The organism is Pseudomonas sp. FW305-28, from assembly GCF_017351395.1.
GTDB classification, from domain to species: domain Bacteria; phylum Pseudomonadota; class Gammaproteobacteria; order Pseudomonadales; family Pseudomonadaceae; genus Aquipseudomonas; species Aquipseudomonas fluorescens_AA.
Genome location: NZ_JACNDD010000139.1, coordinates 1 through 17242, shown reverse-complemented (window position 1 = coordinate 17242; position 17242 = coordinate 1). Strand labels below are relative to the sequence as shown.

The 17242-nt window shown below is 62.2% G+C and carries 13 protein-coding genes; 7 read left to right on the top strand and 6 right to left on the bottom strand.

What is annotated here, in order from left to right; translation table 11 throughout:
• Positions 1-334: 334 nt before the first annotated feature.
• Positions 335-820, bottom strand: a complete 486-nt coding sequence (locus J4E53_RS24670; RefSeq protein ID WP_060739443.1) for a hypothetical protein — start codon at positions 818-820, stop codon at positions 335-337.
• A gap of 375 nt (positions 821-1195) precedes the next feature.
• Between J4E53_RS24670 and J4E53_RS24665 the strand changes: the two genes are divergently transcribed.
• The 6 genes from J4E53_RS24665 (at position 1196) to J4E53_RS24640 (ending at position 8413) form a co-directional block, all read left to right on the top strand.
• Entirely contained in the window at positions 1196-1804 is a 609-nt protein-coding gene (locus J4E53_RS24665; protein WP_103310538.1) for a YqiA/YcfP family alpha/beta fold hydrolase, read from the top strand.
• A 41-nt stretch (positions 1805-1845) separates the two neighbouring features.
• Complete coding sequence (gene parE / locus J4E53_RS24660; protein ID WP_053181455.1) at positions 1846-3750, top strand: DNA topoisomerase IV subunit B; 1905 nt, start codon at positions 1846-1848, stop codon at positions 3748-3750.
• Complete coding sequence (locus J4E53_RS24655) at positions 3750-4736, top strand: esterase-like activity of phytase family protein (RefSeq protein WP_103310540.1); 987 nt, start codon at positions 3750-3752, stop codon at positions 4734-4736. Before parE ends, J4E53_RS24655 begins: the two co-directional genes overlap by 1 nt.
• Complete coding sequence (locus tag J4E53_RS24650) at positions 4733-5254, top strand: TIGR02281 family clan AA aspartic protease (protein WP_060739440.1); 522 nt, start codon at positions 4733-4735, stop codon at positions 5252-5254. Before J4E53_RS24655 ends, J4E53_RS24650 begins: the two co-directional genes overlap by 4 nt.
• Positions 5255-5264: 10 nt before the next feature.
• On the top strand, positions 5265-7529 hold the full coding sequence (parC, locus tag J4E53_RS24645) for a DNA topoisomerase IV subunit A (protein WP_060739439.1): 2265 nt from the start codon (positions 5265-5267) through the stop codon (positions 7527-7529).
• Between the two features lie 179 nt (positions 7530-7708).
• On the top strand, positions 7709-8413 hold the full coding sequence (locus J4E53_RS24640) for a membrane integrity-associated transporter subunit PqiC (protein ID WP_060739438.1): 705 nt from the start codon (positions 7709-7711) through the stop codon (positions 8411-8413).
• 339 nt (positions 8414-8752) lie between these two features.
• Here J4E53_RS24640 and J4E53_RS24635 read toward each other — a convergent pair whose 3' ends face one another.
• Positions 8753-10270, bottom strand: coding sequence for an AhpA/YtjB family protein (locus J4E53_RS24635; RefSeq protein ID WP_060739437.1), 1518 nt, complete (start codon positions 10268-10270; stop codon positions 8753-8755).
• A gap of 133 nt (positions 10271-10403) precedes the next feature.
• On the opposite strand from J4E53_RS24635, the gene serB reads away from it, so the two are divergent.
• Entirely contained in the window at positions 10404-11618 is a 1215-nt protein-coding gene (serB, locus tag J4E53_RS24630) for a phosphoserine phosphatase SerB (RefSeq protein WP_060739436.1), read from the top strand.
• Between the two features lie 168 nt (positions 11619-11786).
• On the opposite strand, the gene J4E53_RS24625 is transcribed toward serB, so the two are convergent.
• The 4 genes from J4E53_RS24625 to J4E53_RS24610 all read right to left on the bottom strand — a co-directional run bounded on the left by J4E53_RS24625 (position 11787) and on the right by J4E53_RS24610 (position 17017).
• On the bottom strand, positions 11787-13547 hold the full coding sequence (locus J4E53_RS24625; protein ID WP_103310543.1) for a molecular chaperone: 1761 nt from the start codon (positions 13545-13547) through the stop codon (positions 11787-11789).
• A gap of 193 nt (positions 13548-13740) precedes the next feature.
• Positions 13741-14601: an archaetidylserine decarboxylase gene (gene asd / locus J4E53_RS24620; protein ID WP_103310545.1), complete on the bottom strand. Its 861-nt coding sequence runs from the start codon at positions 14599-14601 to the stop codon at positions 13741-13743.
• 19 nt (positions 14602-14620) lie between these two features.
• A complete protein-coding gene (locus J4E53_RS24615; RefSeq protein WP_103310546.1) occupies positions 14621-15436 on the bottom strand; it encodes a rhodanese-like domain-containing protein in 816 nt (271 codons plus the stop codon).
• A 42-nt stretch (positions 15437-15478) separates the two neighbouring features.
• On the bottom strand, positions 15479-17017 hold the full coding sequence (locus J4E53_RS24610; protein WP_103310548.1) for an HDOD domain-containing protein: 1539 nt from the start codon (positions 17015-17017) through the stop codon (positions 15479-15481).
• Between the last annotated feature and the right edge of the window lie 225 nt (positions 17018-17242).

Sequence of the window (17242 nt, the reverse complement as noted above, 5' to 3'; positions counted from 1 at the left end):
ATGGATGGCCCTTCGCGGCGGCCCACGGAGCAATGCCTGCGTTCGGGCATGCCGAGCCTAGGCGAGGCACCAAGTGGTGGGGCAAAAGCGCTTTGGTTACTTTCGCGCTTTTCGAAAGTGACCCGCCGTCAGGGCGGAACCCTAAGTGGCCGTTACCGAAGAAATGGATATGTACACGGTCAAAACATACAATCCGCTAGGCCGCCATCGCGAGCAGGCTCGCTCCCACAATGGTCAGAGTACAGCCAGACAATCTATGGTTAGTTGAAATTTCAGTAAATATTGCCTTGAATTGCTCTGAACCCCTGCTTGGCCTGTTTAGTGGGATGACAAATCACGGTCTAAGACAGACCTGATATATCCAGTAGTTAGCGGTTTCGTTGTCAAATTGAAAGCGGGTATGTAATATTTTGTACTCTATAGCGCTGATAATAAGTGTGTCGCCTTTTGACAGGTTTGACTCGATAAAGGTTGCGTCGCGGAAAAACATGAATTCGACGGTGTCGCGATCTATTTCGATGGGTTGAATGTCTTGATTGTTTTCTTTGGGGGGCGGTAGGCGTGATCCAGAACTTGAAGCAGTCGTGGGAGGTTGAACCTGCTTAAAGTAAATTTCGTAGTCAAAGTTATGGCTGATTCGCCATGTGGCAGTTATGTCAGTAACCTCATAGTAATCCTTTCCATCTATATCTAAAGTGCTCCCGATGTCCATCCTGAAGAAGGCTTCCTCGTAACGGGATTTAGCATGATCTGGTGGGGTGAATTGCCGATTATCAATAAAGGCTTTTATATTCCAAGAGCCGAGTGTGCTGTTGCTCATGGCGATTCTCCTTTTTTTGAGAGATTGTTTATGGTTGTGAACGCAACCGTCGTACATATGGCTCTGGTGTCGCCTAGAATTAAACTGTAAGGAATAACAGTCGTGACGAACGGTCTTTCATTCTTCCTGTCCACCCACAGAGCGGCACGGGCCGTACGCAGTGACGCAAAAACATCGCATTGAAATGGTTGTCAGGCAGTGGAGTATTCAGCCACGTCGGCGGCGTAGAAGGAGAGCGCTCAGAGTGCATGGCTACTGCGTAGCCAGCGGGAGCAAGCTCCCTCGCCACGAAGACGAAATGTTGTTCAAAACGCCCCAGACCTCCCCGGACTCCCTGTAAACTCCGGCCTTTGCCCAGCACCCAGGGAGTCGGCAATGTCGGGTTCTATTCTTTATATCCACGGCTTCAACAGCGCCCCAGCGTCGACCAAGGCCACTCAGTTGATCGACGTAATGGCGCAATTGGGCCTGAGCGACCACCTACAAGTCCCAGCCCTGCACCACCACCCCCGCCAAGCCATCGGTCAGCTGGAACAGGCGATTGCACAACTGGGGCGGCCGCTGCTGGTCGGCAGCTCGCTCGGCGGCTACTATGCGACTCACTTGGCCGAGCGCCACGGCCTCAAGGCCCTGTTGGTCAACCCGGCCGTCAGCCCGCATCGGATGTTCGACGGTTATCTGGGCACACAGAAGAATTTGTACACCGACGAAACCTGGGAATTGACCCACGACCACGTGACGGCCCTGGCCGAGCTGGAAGTGCCGGCGCCCCGGGATCCGCAGCGGTATCAGGTATGGTTGCAAACCGGTGACGAAACGCTGGATTATCGCCACGCCCAGCAGTATTACCGCGCCTGTGCCTTGCGCATCCAGGCCGGCGGCGACCACAGTTTCCAAGGGTTTGCCCAGCAGTTGCCGGCGCTGTTGAGTTTTGCCGGCATTGGCGCCGATTTGTACCAGGCGATCGACTTCACCTCGCTGTGAACCATCGCCCCTTTTTCATTGAACACTGACGACGAGACCCCATGGCCACTCCCAGCGCTAGCTCTTATAACGCAGACGCCATCGAAGTCCTCTCGGGCCTCGACCCGGTGCGCAAGCGCCCCGGCATGTACACCGACACCAGTCGGCCGAACCACCTCGCCCAGGAAGTCATCGACAACAGTGTCGACGAAGCCTTGGCCGGGCATGCGAAGTCGGTGCAGGTCATCCTGCACGCCGATCACTCGCTGGAAGTCAGCGATGACGGCCGCGGCATGCCGGTGGACATACACCCTGAAGAGGGTGTGTCGGGCGTCGAGCTGATCCTCACCAAGCTCCACGCCGGTGGCAAGTTTTCCAACAAGAACTACCAGTTCTCCGGCGGTTTGCACGGGGTGGGTATTTCCGTGGTCAACGCCTTGTCGACCCAGGTGCGGGTGCGGGTCAAGCGTGACGGCAACGAATACCAGATGACTTTCGCCGATGGCTACAAGGCCACCGAGCTGGAAGTGGTGGGCACGGTCGGCAAGCGCAACACCGGGACCAGCGTGTATTTCGCCCCGGACCCGAAGTATTTCGATTCACCGAAGTTTTCCGTCAGCCGCCTCAAGCACGTGCTCAAGGCCAAGGCCGTGTTGTGCCCGGGGCTGCTGGTCAGTTTCGAGGACAAGGCCACCGGCGAGAAAGTCGAATGGCATTACGAAGACGGTCTGCGCTCTTACCTGGTGGACGCGGTCAGCGGTTTCGAACGCCTGCCCGACGAGCCGTTCTGCGGCAGCCTGGCCGGCAATAAGGAAGCGGTGGACTGGGCGCTGTTGTGGCTGCCCGAAGGTGGCGAAAGCGTTCAGGAAAGCTACGTCAACCTGATTCCTACGGCCCAGGGCGGCACCCATGTCAACGGCTTGCGCCAGGGCCTGCTCGATGCCATGCGCGAGTTCTGCGAGTTCCGCAACCTGCTGCCCCGTGGCGTGAAGCTGGCGCCGGAAGACGTCTGGGAACGCATCGCCTTTGTGCTGTCGATGAAGATGCAGGAACCGCAATTCTCCGGCCAGACCAAGGAACGCCTGTCGTCCCGTGAGGCGGCGGCGTTTGTTTCCGGTGTGGTCAAGGACGCGTTCAGCCTGTGGCTCAACGCCAACCCGGAAACCGGCCTGGCCCTGGCGGAGCTGGCGATCAACAACGCCGGCCGTCGTCTCAAGGCCAGCAAGAAGGTCGAGCGCAAGCGCATCACCCAAGGGCCGGCCTTGCCGGGCAAGCTCGCCGATTGCGCCGGGCAGGACCCGATGCGTTCCGAGCTGTTCCTGGTGGAAGGTGACTCCGCCGGCGGCTCGGCCAAGCAGGCGCGGGACAAAGAGTTCCAGGCCATCCTGCCGCTGCGGGGCAAGATCCTCAACACCTGGGAAGTGGACGGCAGCGAAGTGCTGGCCAGCCAGGAAGTGCATAACATCGCCGTGGCCATCGGTGTCGACCCGGGCGCCGAGGACATGAGCCAACTGCGTTACGGCAAGATCTGCATCCTGGCCGACGCCGACTCCGACGGCCTGCACATCGCCACGTTGCTCTGCGCCTTGTTCGTCCAGCATTTCCGCCCGTTGGTGGATGCCGGTCACGTCTACGTGGCGATGCCCCCGTTGTACCGGATCGACTTGGGCAAGGAGATCTACTACGCCCTGGACGAAGCCGAGCGCGATGGCATCCTCGACCGTCTGGTGGCCGAGAAGAAACGCGGCAAGCCGCAGGTCACCCGATTCAAGGGCCTGGGCGAGATGAACCCGCCGCAGTTGCGCGAAACCACCATGGATCCGAACACTCGCCGCCTGGTGCAGTTGACCCTGGATGATTTCGAAGCGACCTCGGAAATGATGGACATGTTGCTGGCGAAGAAGCGCGCCGGCGACCGCAAGTCCTGGCTCGAATCCAAAGGGGACCTGGCCGAGGTGCTGGCCTGATGCGCAACGGGTTCGCCCTGGCGTTGTGGCTGTGGGCGGGGTTGGTAGTCGCAGGACCTGCGCCGGAACTGAAGCTGCTGTCCGAGCACGCCGTCGATGGCATGCGCGGTGGCAACCTGTCCGGGCTGGCGCTGTGCGGCGGCGAGATGTGGACGGTGTCCGATCGCGACGATGACCGGATCTATCGCCTCGCACCCTCCGAGGCGGCGGTCTGGCAGGCCGAGGAGGTTGAGATCGAGGTGCCGAAGGTGCCGGACAGCGGTTTGCCCTGGGGCTTGAGCTCGCGGACCTGGGCGGCGTCGTTCCTGCGCGGTGGCGAGCTGGATTTCGAAGGCATCAGCTGTGACAGCGCCGGCAACCGCTATGTAGTCAGTGAGTCCCATGCCGCGGTGTTGCAGGTGCCACCGTCGGGGCCCGCGTCCTGGCTGAAAATTGCCCCCACCCTGATCCGCCAGGCCCGCGCCAGCGGTATGTTGCTGCATTTCAATGCGTTGTTCGAAGGCTTGGCGATCAACCCGGCCGGTGACCAGCTGTGGTTGGCGGCCGAGCGCGAACGTCGCGGCCTGTTGCTGATCAAGCGTCAGCAGACGGTGTGGGACTGCGATGGCAATTGCGTGTTGCTGAGCGAAGCGGGGCTGGAGATGCAGCCGGCGCAGTTCCCCAAGGCCAAGGCGGTTTCGCGGGATTTCGCGGACCTGTCATTGTTCAATGGCAAGCTGTTTACCCTGGAACGCAACGCCTATCAGGTCTGCCGGCGCGACCCGCAGACCGCCCAGGTCGAGCGTTGCTGGTCGTTCGCCGCCGAGGCGTTGCAGGATAATCGCCGTTATCCCCAGGCCTACGGGCTGGCCGAAGCGCTGGTGGTGGATGCCGAGGGGGCCTGGATCGGCCTGGACAACAACGATGGCAAGCGGGCCGATGGTGAGCAGCGGCCAATCGTCTGGCGCTTCGCTGCGCCTGAGGGTGGCTGGAGTGCCTCGCCGTGAGCCAGCCGTTGCCGGGCAAGCGCGCCGGTCGGGTGTTGATGATCCTGGCCTGGTGCGCCGCGCTGTTTCTGGCGACGCGGTTTTTTGCCCAATGGGAGCAGCGCCAGCAAAACCCCAATACCCAGGTGTACTCGCAAAAAGGTGAAGGTTTTATCGAGGTGAAGTTGGTCGGCAATCAACAGGGGCATTTCGTCGCCAGCGGCCAGATCAACGGCCAGCCGGTGGATTTCATGCTCGACACCGGTGCCACTGATGTGGCGATTCCGATGGAGCTGGCCGAGCGCCTCAAGCTGGAAAAAGGATTCGGCGTGACCTTGAGCACCGCCAACGGTGTGAGCGAGGGCTACCGTACCCGCGTCGACCGGCTGCAATTGGGTGACATCGTCTTGCGCGATGTCCGTGCCCTGGTGGCGCCAGGCCTGGGTGGCACGCAAGTGCTGCTGGGCATGAGTGCCCTGAACAAACTTGAATTTACCCAGCGCGACGGCACCATGCTGCTGCGCCAGACAACGAACTGATGAGGCCCGCATGAGCGACATTCTTGCAGACAGCTTAGACGGCGTAGAACGCCGATCGCTGGCTGACTTCACCGAAAATGCCTACCTCAATTACTCCATGTACGTGATCATGGACCGTGCCTTGCCGCACATCGGCGACGGTTTGAAGCCGGTTCAACGGCGGATCATCTATGCCATGAGTGAGCTGGGGCTGGATGCGGATTCCAAGCACAAGAAATCGGCGCGTACCGTCGGTGACGTGCTCGGCAAGTTCCACCCCCACGGCGACTCGGCCTGCTATGAAGCCATGGTGCTGATGGCCCAGCCGTTCAGCTATCGCTACACGTTGGTGGACGGCCAGGGTAACTGGGGTGCGCCGGACGATCCCAAGTCCTTCGCGGCCATGCGTTACACCGAGGCGCGGCTGTCGCGCTATTCCGAGGTGCTGCTCAGCGAACTGGGCCAGGGCACCGCGGACTGGGGGCCGAACTTCGACGGCACCCTCGACGAACCCCTGGTTCTGCCAGCACGTTTGCCGAATATCCTTCTCAATGGCACCACCGGCATCGCCGTGGGCATGGCCACCGACGTGCCGCCCCACAACCTGCGGGAAGTGGCCACGGCGTGCGTGCGTCTGCTGGACGAGCCGAAAGCCACGGTGGAACAGCTCTGCGAGCACATCCAGGGCCCGGACTATCCGACCGAAGCCGAAATCATCACCCCGCGCGCCGACCTGCTGAAAATCTACGAGACCGGTCGCGGTTCGGTGCGCATGCGCGCCGTGTACCACATCGAAGACGGCGACATCATTGTCACGGCGCTGCCGCATCAGGTCTCCGGGGCCAAGGTCCTGGAACAGATTGCCGCGATGATGCAGGCAAAACCGTCGAAAGCGCCGCAAGTGGCTGACTTGCGCGACGAATCCGACCATGAAAACCCATGCCGCATCGTGATCATCCCGGTCAACAGCCGGGTCGATCACGACGCGCTGATGCAGCACCTGTTCGCCAGCACCGACCTGGAGTCCAGCTACCGGGTCAACATCAACATCATCGGCCTGGACGGCAAGCCGCAACTGAAAAACCTGCGGGCATTGCTGGTGGAGTGGCTGGAGTTCCGGGTCAAGACCGTGCGCCGGCGCCTGCAATTCCGCCTGGACAAGGTCGAGCGCCGCCTGCACCTGTTGGACGGTTTGCTGATTGCCTACCTCAACCTGGATGAAGTGATCCACATCATCCGCACCGAGGAGCACCCCAAGGCCAGCCTGATCGCCCGCTTTGACCTGAGCGAAATCCAGGCCGACTACATCCTCGACACCCGCCTGCGGCAGTTGGCGCGCTTGGAAGAGATGAAGTTGCGCGCCGAGCAGGATGAATTGCTCAAGGAACAGGCCAAGCTGCAAGCCCTGCTGGGCAGCGAAGCCAAGCTCAAGAAGCTGGTACGCACCGAACTGCTCAAGGACGCCGAAACCTATGGCGACGACCGTCGCTCGCCGATCGTCGAACGTGCCGAAGCCAAGGCCCTGACTGAGCACGATCTGCTGCCGAACGAGAAAGTCACCGTCGTGCTGTCGGAAAAAGGCTGGGTACGTTCCGCCAAGGGTCATGATATTGACGCGACGGGGCTTTCCTACAAGGCCGGGGACGGCTTCAAGGCCTTGGCGGCCGGGCGTTCCAACCAATTCGCGGTGTTCGTCGACTCCACTGGGCGCAGTTACTCCGTGCCGGCGCATACCTTGCCATCGGCTCGCGGCCAGGGTGAACCGCTGACCGGTCGTTTAACGCCACCGCCGGGTGCAACTTTTGAATGCGTGCTGATGCCTGATGATGATGGGCTGTACGTCATTGCATCGGACGCGGGTTACGGGTTCGTGGTCAAGGGTGAGGACCTGCAAGCCAAGAACAAGGCGGGCAAGGCGCTGTTGAGCCTGCCGAACAACGCCAAGGTGATTGCGCCGCGCCCGGTGGCCGATCGGGAGAGCAACTGGCTGGCGTCGGTGACCACCGAAGGCCGGTTGCTGGTGTTCAAGATCAGCGACCTGCCACAGCTGGGTAAAGGCAAGGGCAACAAGATTATCGGTATTTCCGGCGAACGGGTCGCCAGCCGTGAGGAATATGTCACGGATATTGCAGTGTTGCCGGAAGGCGCCACGCTTGTGCTACAGGCAGGAAAGCGTACGCTTTCGTTGAAGGCGGACGATCTTGAGCACTACAAGGGTGAACGTGGTCGGCGGGGCAACAAGCTTCCGAGGGGCTTTCAGCGGGTCGATGCGCTGCTCGTCGAAAACCTCAATTAGGCGTAGTAGAGGGCTCGGTCTGCGATTAAATGCCGCAGATCGATGCTTTCGCGCTGGAGTCGGCGCGCATATTCACGGATGATAGGCCCTTTCAAGCGCCGGCGTAGCCGAGCGTTCTTCACATTGACCGAGTATTTTTTCACTGTGGCAAGCCTTGTGGCTGCCACCTGGACGGAACGATGACTGCTCTGCGCCTCCCTATTTTGTGGCTCGCCGGCCTGCTTGGCCTGGCGGGCTGCAGCATGAACCAGCCGGTGTCGCTGTACCAACTGGACAGCGGAACCCCGGCCCAGCCTGCGCAAAGCACAGGCATGGCCGTATTGCTCGGCCCGGTTCTGATCGCTGACTACCTGCAGCGTGAAACCTTGTTGCAACGCCAACCGGACGGCAGCCTGCAAGCCGCCACTGACGGCCGTTGGGCCGGCAGCCTGTCCTCCGACATCGATCAGTTGCTGTTGCGCCAGGTCGCCGGGCACCTGGACAGCCAGCGCGTGGTGCTGGCACCGGCGACCCAGGGGTTCACCCCGGATGTGCAGGTACTGCTGTCGATTACCCGCCTGGACTCGGGTAAAGCCCAGCCGGCAGTGCTCGATGCCCAATGGCGGTTGATCGACCGTCGTGGCAAGGTGCGTGAGAACCGCATCGTTCATCTGCAAGAGCAACATGCCGGCACCACGGCGGCACAGGTCCAGGCCCAGGGCGTGCTCCTGCAACGCCTGGCCGAACAGTTGTCGGTGTCGCTCAAGCCCCTGGCCAACCAGCCGCCTGTCGCCGAAGTGCCCCGCAAAGCCGCGCCTGCCCCGGCCAAACCGGTCGAGAAGGAAAAGGACAAGATTCCCATGGCCTTGCCGATTCGTACGGACATGGAAGTGTTCAGGTTCTGACGGTTGGACCGGATACCCGACAAAGCCCGCGTTGATGCGGGCTTTGTTGTTTCTGCCGGTTGGATCTCTTGTGCCTGGGCCGGCCCTATCGCGAGCAAGCTCGCTCCCACACTGGGTCTGAGGCCTGCAGACATCCCCTGTGGGAGCGAGCTTGCTCGCGATGGCGGCGCTGAAGGCGACAAAAAAGCCCGCAGACAATCACTCATCCCCCACAGCAGGTCTGAGGCTTGCAGACATCCCCTGTGGGAGCGAGCTTGCTCGCGATGGCGGCGCTGAAGGCAACAAAAAGCCCGCAGACAATCACTCATCTGCGGGCTTCGTTACTTCATGTCCTGAGGCTCAGGCCTGGCGCTCATGCATCCGCGCCAGTTGCCGCTCCAGCATCGATGGGTAAGGCTCCATCAAGCGCTCCACGCAACACGCGCCTTCGGGGCTGGCGATGGGGCGGATGCGCGCGCGCTGGCGGATCAGGGCGTCGTCGTTGATCTTGCGCTCCACCAGCAGCAGGTTGCGGCTGTGTTGCGACAGCGCCAGGGCGTCCTGGGCGGTTTCGGTCAGCAGCAGGTCGATCTGGCTCAAACCGAACAAGCCATCGCCCAAGGTCAGGCCCAATTGCAGTTGCAGGGTGATGCCGCTGTCGGCGACTTCGATCTGCAACTGGTGACCCAAGGCGCGGAGCAACTCACCGCAGCAAATGGCATTGGTCAGGTAGTCGTCGCCGCTGTCTTCGGTGTGGAACAGCATCAGCGTGCTGCCGTCGTTCAAGGTGTGCAATTCGCCCTGATAGAGCGATGCGGCCTGGTCGAGGCAGTCGCGGTAGCGTTCGAGCAGCTCCTTCAAGCGCGCCTGGGGCAGGCGACGCAGTTGATCCTGGGCGCCCAGTTGCACGGCCAGTACGGCGCTGTGCTGGGGCAGGTTCGAGGCCACAGGCTTGGCGACCGGTTGAGGTGCCCCATTGACCGACTCGTCACGCAGGTCGGCGAAGGCTTCGTCGTCTTCCTCGTCCTCTACCGCCCGCACCACATGGCGTGGCGCCGGTTTGGAGGTTGGCATCGGCTGGCTTTCGTCGAAGCCCGGGTCGCGCAGGTTACGCACTTCGAAGCCTGGCTCGGCATCGTCGTCGTCCGCGTAGTCGAGGTCTTCAGGTTCCGGCAGGGGCTCGGGTTCCGGCGCGAAGCTGGCGTGCAGTTGCCGGGCCAGGTCGCCGATCTCGTCCTGGCGCTGGGTGGCCGGCGTGTGTTCGTCGATGTCCCGCAGCCAGACGCGCAATTGCAGCAGCGGCGTGGAGATGTGCCGCCCCAGGCGCAGGCTCAAGGCCAGTGCCAGGGCCAGCAGGATCGCGCTGAGGATGCCCATGCTTTGCAGGCTGATGGTCATCGGTTGCTGGAACTGGTCCATGTCCAGGCTGATGCGCAGTTGCCCGGCGGTCACGTCCTGGAAGGTGATCTTGCTCTGGTACATGCCGCCGGACTCGCCCAGCAGGCCAGGCTTGGGCCGCTGGCCGGCCTCGGCGAGGATGCGGTTGTCCACGCTGTAGATGGCGGCGTGGGCCACCAGCTTGTTCTTGGTCAGGTTGTTGAGCAGCACGTTGAGGCTGAGGATGTCGTTGGACACCAGCAGCTCGGTGGCGGACGTGGCGGTCTGGGTGGTCAGGCTTTCACCCAGGGCATCGGCCTGCTCGTGCATCGCCTGCTTGAACTGCAAACCCATCACGCAGGCATAGATGACCAGGGCCAGGGCGACCAGGATGACGTTATGGCTGGCAATGCGCAATGCGATCGGCACACGACGGTGACGCAGCGCACGGAAGATCAGCAGGAAGAAGTTGTCGGTTTTGACTGGCGTGGGCCGGTTCACTGAGCTCGGCTCTTTGTCCGTGAAATTGACGCGCAGTATAGCGACAGGCCCATGACCGGCAAAGCACTGGCGGTGCCCGATGGTCACTGAATGTGGGTAGAATGCGGTTTTTTTCCACCTGCGGGGGTGCGCCTTGCGCGAAATCGTCCTGATAAACATCACTGGCAGCGACCGTCCGGGTCTGACTGCGGCCATTACCGGCGTTCTGGCCCAGGGTGGTGTGAACATTCTCGACATCGGTCAGGCGGTGATCCATGACACGCTGTCGTTCGGCATCCTGGTTGAAATCCCGGACGCCGAACAAAGCAAGTCCGTGCTCAAGGACATCCTGTTCACCGCCTACAAGCTCGACCAGCAGGTGCGTTTCACCCCGGTGTCCGAGGAGGATTACCAGCATTGGGTGGCCGGCCAGGGCAAGAAGCGCCATATCGTGACCCTGTTGACCCGCAAGGTCACCGCCGAGCAATTGCAGCGCGTCAGTTCGATCACCGCCCAGTATGGCCTGAACATCGACCACATCGACCGCCTGTCCGGGCGCATGCCGCTGGACACCCCGGCCGACAAGGGCAAGGGCTGCATCGAGTTTTCGGTGCGCGGCGAGCCGGCCGATCCCCAGGCGTTGCGTGCCGAGTTCCTCAGCGTGGCCCAGGAACTGAACGTCGACATCGCCTTCCAGGAAGATTCGCTGTTCCGCCGCAACCGCCGCCTGGCGGTGTTCGACATGGACTCGACGCTGATCGAGGCCGAGGTCATCGACGAATTGGCCAAGGCGGCCGGCGTGGGCGACAAGGTCTCGGCCATCACCGAGCGAGCCATGGCCGGCGAGCTGGATTTCCGTGCCAGCTTCAAGGAGCGCCTGGCCTTGCTCAAAGGTCTGGACGTCAGCGTGCTGGATTCCATTGGCGCTTCCCTGCGCCTGACCGAAGGCGCCGAAACCCTGTTCGCCGAACTCAAGCGCCTGGGCTACAAGACCGCCATCCTGTCCGGCGGCTTCACCTACTTCGCCAAGCAGTTGCAGGCCAAGCTCGGTATCGACTATGTATTCGCCAACGAGCTGGAAGTGGTGGACGGCAAGGTGACCGGCGTGGCCGTCGAGCCGATCGTCGATGCCCAGCGCAAGGCGGACCTGCTGCGTGAACTGGCTGCAAAAGAAGGCCTGCGCCTGGAGCAGACCATCGCCGTGGGCGACGGCGCCAACGACCTGCCGATGCTGGCGATCGCGGGCCTGGGCGTGGCATTCCGCGCCAAGCCGCTGGTCAAGCAGTCGGCCAGGCAAGCGATTTCCACCCTGGGGCTGGATGGGGTGTTGTATCTGCTGGGCTTCAGGGATCGTGACGGGCAGCTTTGACTGACACACTGATTTTGGAGCAAGTGCACTTGTGGCGAGGGCGCTTGCTCCCGCTGGGGCGCGAAGCGGCCCTGAAACCTGGGGCCTGAGTGTGTCGGATCGACCGCAGGGGCCTGCTGCGCAGGCCAGCGGGAGCAAGCTCCCTCGCCACAACGGGTTGCGTGCGGTTCAAAGCGATTTCCACAACGAATCAAAATTCCCTTCCTGGTCGCCGCCATCCCCGGTTTCGCTTGAGTCTTCCGGGTGATAGGAAAACTGGTTGAAACTGTGGGTGCTGGTCACCCGGCGGTCCAGGCCGGCTCGGCGCTCCTGGCCGTTGGTGTTGATCAACACCCGCTGGCCTTCCTGGAAGGGCAGGCGTGGGGCGATCATGGTCGGGGGCAGGTCAATGGCGCTGATCTCGGGGAGTAACAGGCCGCGCAGGTAGTGACCGTGCTCATTTTCTTCCCGGACCAGTTGCAGCCCGCAAGGCTGGGCATGGGGTGCGACCAGTTCGATGCCCATTTGCATGGCGCCGTTGCGCACTTGGCGGATCCAGCGCACCACGGCAACGCTCCAGGCCTGGTCGCTGCTGTCGCGGATGCCGATCATTTCCCCGGCTTGCAATTGTTCCGGCACCTCCTTGGGCCAACCGAGGCAATAGCCGCCAGGGCTGTGGTTGATGATCGGCAGGTCGTAGGTGGGGAAGTGATGCTGGTTGTCGGAGCTGGTGCCATCGTCATCGGCCGGGTTGACCGGGTACTCGATTTCTTCATAGGGCAGCAGGTCGCTGTCGCCGGCGGGGGCGGCGTCGAACGCTTGCTTCCAGGTGTCGCTTGTCTTGCTCTGCGAGGCTTCGAAGCGGGCCTTGCGGGTGGCGGGGCTTTTCAGGATTTCGTTGAACGAGCGCTCGCCGCCCAGGTAGTAGTGCAGCGCACTCATGCCCACGCACAGGGTCAGCGTGCCGTTGCCCTCGGTGCGCTGGAAGCTGCGTTCAGCCGCTTCGCCCCAGGCGGCTTGCAGGTGATGCAGCGTGTCGGCGCTCATGCCCCCAGGGACTGGCAACGTATTATCGGCAGGGTGTTCCAGGTGAGTGGCGATTGCACGCACCAGTGGCTGGGGATCGAAGCCCTGCAAGGTCGGCTGCTGTTCGGCCCGGAACTTGGAGCGGTAGCGTGGCCCGACATCCAGCTCTGGAGCGACGGCGAACAGGCTGCTGGCAGCGGTGGCAGGGTCCAGCTTGACCCACTGGCTCCAGGATTCGAGCACTTCGGTCAGTCGCCCGATCTGGCTCTGGCGCAATTGATTGCTGCGTGACGCGCCCAGCAGCAGGGCGACGACATAGGTCTGCTCGGCGTTCAATTGATGAACCTGGCTGGCCAGTTCGTCACTCACGCTCAGGTGTTGCAAGCGGTGCAGGCAGGCGATCCGGTACAACTGATGCAAGTCCAGCCACAACCCCTCGGGCACTGGGCTGTACAGCTGGCTGGCACGCAGCAGCGGGCCGTTGAGGGCATGCATCGCTCGTTGCAGCGCGGTGCTCAGCAGGCGGGCCCGGTCCTTGGTGTATTTCGACGCGATACGCGCCACGATCTGTTTGTAGCCCATCGCCAGTTGGGTTTGCAGGGCCTGGCACAGGTTGACGATCTTGCGCGAGCGATCATCCAGCACGATGGCCTGTTGCAGGAAGTGCCGCTCCAGGTGCTTGCAGACGTAATACACCTCGGGCCGCAGCAGTTCGAGCAGTTGCAGGCGATTGTCGCTGGGCGTGAGCAGTTGGTTGAGTTCACCCAGGGCCTGGTACAACAGGCGAGCCGTTTCGCCGATGTTGGCTTTGGGCAGGTTGGCGATCCAGCGCTTGAGGTCCCGTGGCGTAGCATCGCAGAACGACAGGCGTGGTTGTGTCGGGGTCAGGACGCGCAATAGCTGGAGAGGGCTGGTCTCATTCATGCCGTGTACGGGCTCCGGCGGGAAATAAACGTGATGTTTCCAACTCTAGCAGTTGTAGCCGAAGGAGGTACGCTATCTATGCTGGATGCCCTGTGGGAGCGAGCTTGCTCGCGATGACGCCAGGACAGTCTCTATTGAGGTGACTGTTACATCGCCATCGCGAGCAAGCTCGCTCCCACATTTGATCTTTTACTCAGCCCTTGGGCAGCGCCAGGCCCTGGCCCATCTGCACTGGCGACCCGGCCACCAGGTCTTCGGCCCATTTCACCTGGCCTGGACCGAACAGCACGATGGCGGTCGAACCCAGCTTGAAGCGTCCCAGTTCGGCGCCTTTTTCCAGATGGATCGGCGCGCGGGCGGCTTCGTCGTAACGGAAGGTTTTGAGTTCGCGCTTGGGTGGCGTCACCAGCCCGGCCCAGACGGTTTCGATGGAGGCCACGATCATCGCGCCCACCAGCACCACGGCCATCGGCCCGCGCTCGGTGTCGAAAATGCACGCGACGCGCTCGTTGCGGGCGAACAGCTCCGGAACGTTTTCGGCGGTGGTCTGGTTGACCGAGAAAATCCGCCCGGGAATGTAGACCATCTCCCGCAGGGTACCGGCCAATGGCATGTGCACGCGGTGGTAGTCCTTGGGGGACAGGTAGATGGTGGCAAAATCGCCGCCCATGAACGGCGCTGCATTGGCCGCGTCACCACCCAGCAGCTCCAGCACGCTGAAGCTGTGGCCCTTGGCCTGGAACACTCGGCCGTGCTCGATCGGGCCGAGCTGGCTGACGGCGCCGTCGGCGGGGCTGAGGATCGCGCCCGGGGTTTCGTCCAGCGGCCGCGCGCCGTCTTTCAGGGCGCGGGTGAAGAAGGCGTTGAAGTGCTCATACGCGGTCAGGTCTTCCACCAGGGCCTGGGACATGTTCACTTGATAGCGCTTGGCGAACCACGCGGTGAAGGCATTCTTGAACCAACGCACGCGGCATTCGGCAATGCAACCGGCCAACCGCGACAACAGGTGGTGGGGCAGCAGGTATTGAGTGAGGATGAACAAACGGTTTTTCATTAACTGTCCTTAAGAACCTTCAAAGCTCGATGGGCGTGTCGGGGTGGTTGCCCCATTCGCCCCAGGAACCGGCATAGCCTTTGACTCGTGGATAACCGAGCGCCTTGGCCACCAGGTAGGTGAAGCCAGAGCGGTGGTGAGTCTGGCAGTGGGTGATGATTTCTTTGTCGGGCGTGATGCCCAATCGTTCGAGGATCTGCGGCATGTCCTTGCGAATGCGCAGGTTGCGCGCCGGGTCCATGCCGGCGGTCCATTCGAAATTGACCGCCCCTGGAATGTGCCCGCCCCGGGCTGCGACGACTTTCTCGCCGGAGTATTCCAGCGGGCCGCGCGCATCCCAGATGGCCAGGTCGGCGGCACCGAGGCGGCTTTGCAGGTATTCGCGGGTGGCGGTAGGGGCATCGTACAACGTCAGGGGCACCGGGCCGGCAACCGGTGCCGGAACATCGACGGACACCGGCAGGCCTTCGTCCAGCCAGGACAGCAGGCCGCCGTCGAGGTAGTGATAGTTCGAGTGGCCGATCACGTCCAGCAGCCAGATAAAGCGCCCGGCCCAGCCGCCGCCTTCGTCGTCGTAGACCACGTAGACCGCGTCCGGGTGATGCCCAAGCTCGCCGAACAGGGTTTCCAGGTCGGCCTTGGCCGGCAACAGGCCCGGTGCCGGCGGCTGGCCGAGCTGGGTGCGCTTGGGGTCGACGAAACGTGCGCCGGGGATGTGCCCGGTGCTGTAGCGCGCGGCGCTGGTCAGGTCCACCAGAATCAGTTCGCAGGCGTCGAGGCGCGGCAGCAGTTCGCTCGGCTCGATCACCAGCGGCAAGCCAGAGAAGTCAGGCATGTGAGGTCTCCAGGGGCGCAAAGGGAAAGGATTGTAGCAAGTTCAGCGACCGCGGTTGGTAAAGGTATGCAGGGCCCTTTCGATACATTGCACGGTTTTGCCGAAGGCTTGCACGGTGATATCCGAGAACGGTCCGCCGCCCTGGTCCACCGCCACCAGCATGATCACCCGTCCATTGCACGTCAGTGAGCGCAACAGCAGGTGCTCACCCCGGAACAGGCTGCGCAGGCCCGGCGGCAGTAGTGCCGAAAACTGCGCGTTGTTGTCCGGGTTCAGGCGAACCTGGGCCTGCTGGGCCAGCAACCGCTGCAATATTTTGCTCTGGCTGATGGTAAAGCTCATGGCCGCGGCTTCCTTGGGCAGGCCGGCGGTCTGGTGTACGCGCACGCTGGCCTGGCTGCGGTCGGCCATCAGGATCATCACCCGGCGCATGCCACAGGCCACCAGGACATCCCGTGCCGAGGTGGTCAGGTGCATGGCATTGCGGAAGGGGCTCGGCTCCACCAGCATGGCGGAGCATTGCTTGCGCCACTGGCTCAGGTCTTGGGCGCTGGGCGGGGCGGCGGGCAGCAAGCCGGGGTGGATGCGGCGGCTGCCCGAGGGCCAGATCAGCGCCACGGCCGGGTGCCAGAGGTCTGGCATGGCGTGATGATGGGCGCTATTGACCGCTTGTTGGTGCAGTTGCTGCTGGACCTCATCCATCGACATCTGCAGATACAAACTGGTGAGGTACTGCCAGCGAGTGAGCGCGGGGCTGTCCCAGGCCTGTTGTGCGGCCAGTGCCAGGCCGTTGGCCAGCAATACGGTGTTGGCCGGCTGGTTGAGCCAGCGTCGCAGGATCGGGTCGTCGTCCAGGCGATTCTGCTGGCGCAGGGGGTGTTCGCTGTCCCGGGCGATGCGCAGGACTTTCACCAGCTCGCGGCGTTCATTGAGTAGCAGGCGATAACCTTGCGCCACCCAGATGGGCAAGCGCCAGGTTTCCACCAGCGCCAGGCAGATTTCCAGCAGGCTGACGCCGAACAGTTCGCGCTCTACCTTGGGCGCGGGCTCGCCTTTATGGACGACCCGCAATTCCCATTCCCCGAGCAATCGTGGATGGGTCAGGGCCAGGGGCCAGAGCGGTGACAGGAATAACAGGCTGCCCCAGTGTATGTCTTGCCACAGCCGCGCCAGGCGGCTGGCAAAAAAACCATTGGCCTGTTGCGTGGCGTGCTGGCTGATCAATTGCAACTGGCGCAAGGCGATGGGTATTTCATGCTCCGGCAACGACGGCAGGCGGGCGAGCAGTTCCTCGGTACGCTTGAGGCCGAGGCGGTTGATGGCCACTTCGAGGTTTTCCGCAGGTTCTGCAAGGCTGCCATGGGTGTGATGGTTGGCTTCGCGGATGACGCTCAGGGCCAGGGCTGGGCTGCCCTGCATCAGGTCGGCGATGTCGCGCAAGGAGCGGCGGCTGTCGGCGAGGGCCTTGCAGACCAGGTCGTGGCTGGCCTGGGGTACCGGCAGATGCACGCCTTTGAGCAGCGTCACCCAACCTTCGAGGGTGGTCGGTCGGGGCGTTGGAACCTTGGTTTCGTTAGTCATGGCTGGACGTGATCATCGTATGAATTCTCTACGCCCGGAACGGGGCAAATTGGCTTTTCGCCAGAACAGCCTATAGTCTGGCGCAGTTTTGCCGATAAGTAGAAGAAGAGATTTTTCAGCTTCCGAATATGACCTTGAACCCGACTTAAATAAGTACTTTCTATCTATGGCTAAAATTATCGGCATCATTGTCGTGTTCGCGAGCGTGCTCGGCGGATACGTGCT

Coding starts and splice junctions, on each gene's coding strand:
- J4E53_RS24670 (WP_060739443.1), bottom strand. CDS start 820: ATGAGCAACAGCACACTCGGCTCTTGGAATATAAAAGCCTTTATTGAT.
- J4E53_RS24665 (WP_103310538.1), top strand. CDS start 1,196: ATGTCGGGTTCTATTCTTTATATCCACGGCTTCAACAGCGCCCCAGCG.
- parE (WP_053181455.1), top strand. CDS start 1,846: ATGGCCACTCCCAGCGCTAGCTCTTATAACGCAGACGCCATCGAAGTC.
- J4E53_RS24655 (WP_103310540.1), top strand. CDS start 3,750: ATGCGCAACGGGTTCGCCCTGGCGTTGTGGCTGTGGGCGGGGTTGGTA.
- parC (WP_060739439.1), top strand. CDS start 5,265: ATGAGCGACATTCTTGCAGACAGCTTAGACGGCGTAGAACGCCGATCG.
- J4E53_RS24640 (WP_060739438.1), top strand. CDS start 7,709: ATGACTGCTCTGCGCCTCCCTATTTTGTGGCTCGCCGGCCTGCTTGGC.
- J4E53_RS24625 (WP_103310543.1), bottom strand. CDS start 13,547: ATGAATGAGACCAGCCCTCTCCAGCTATTGCGCGTCCTGACCCCGACA.
- asd (WP_103310545.1), bottom strand. CDS start 14,601: ATGAAAAACCGTTTGTTCATCCTCACTCAATACCTGCTGCCCCACCAC.
- J4E53_RS24615 (WP_103310546.1), bottom strand. CDS start 15,436: ATGCCTGACTTCTCTGGCTTGCCGCTGGTGATCGAGCCGAGCGAACTG.
- J4E53_RS24610 (WP_103310548.1), bottom strand. CDS start 17,017: ATGACTAACGAAACCAAGGTTCCAACGCCCCGACCGACCACCCTCGAA.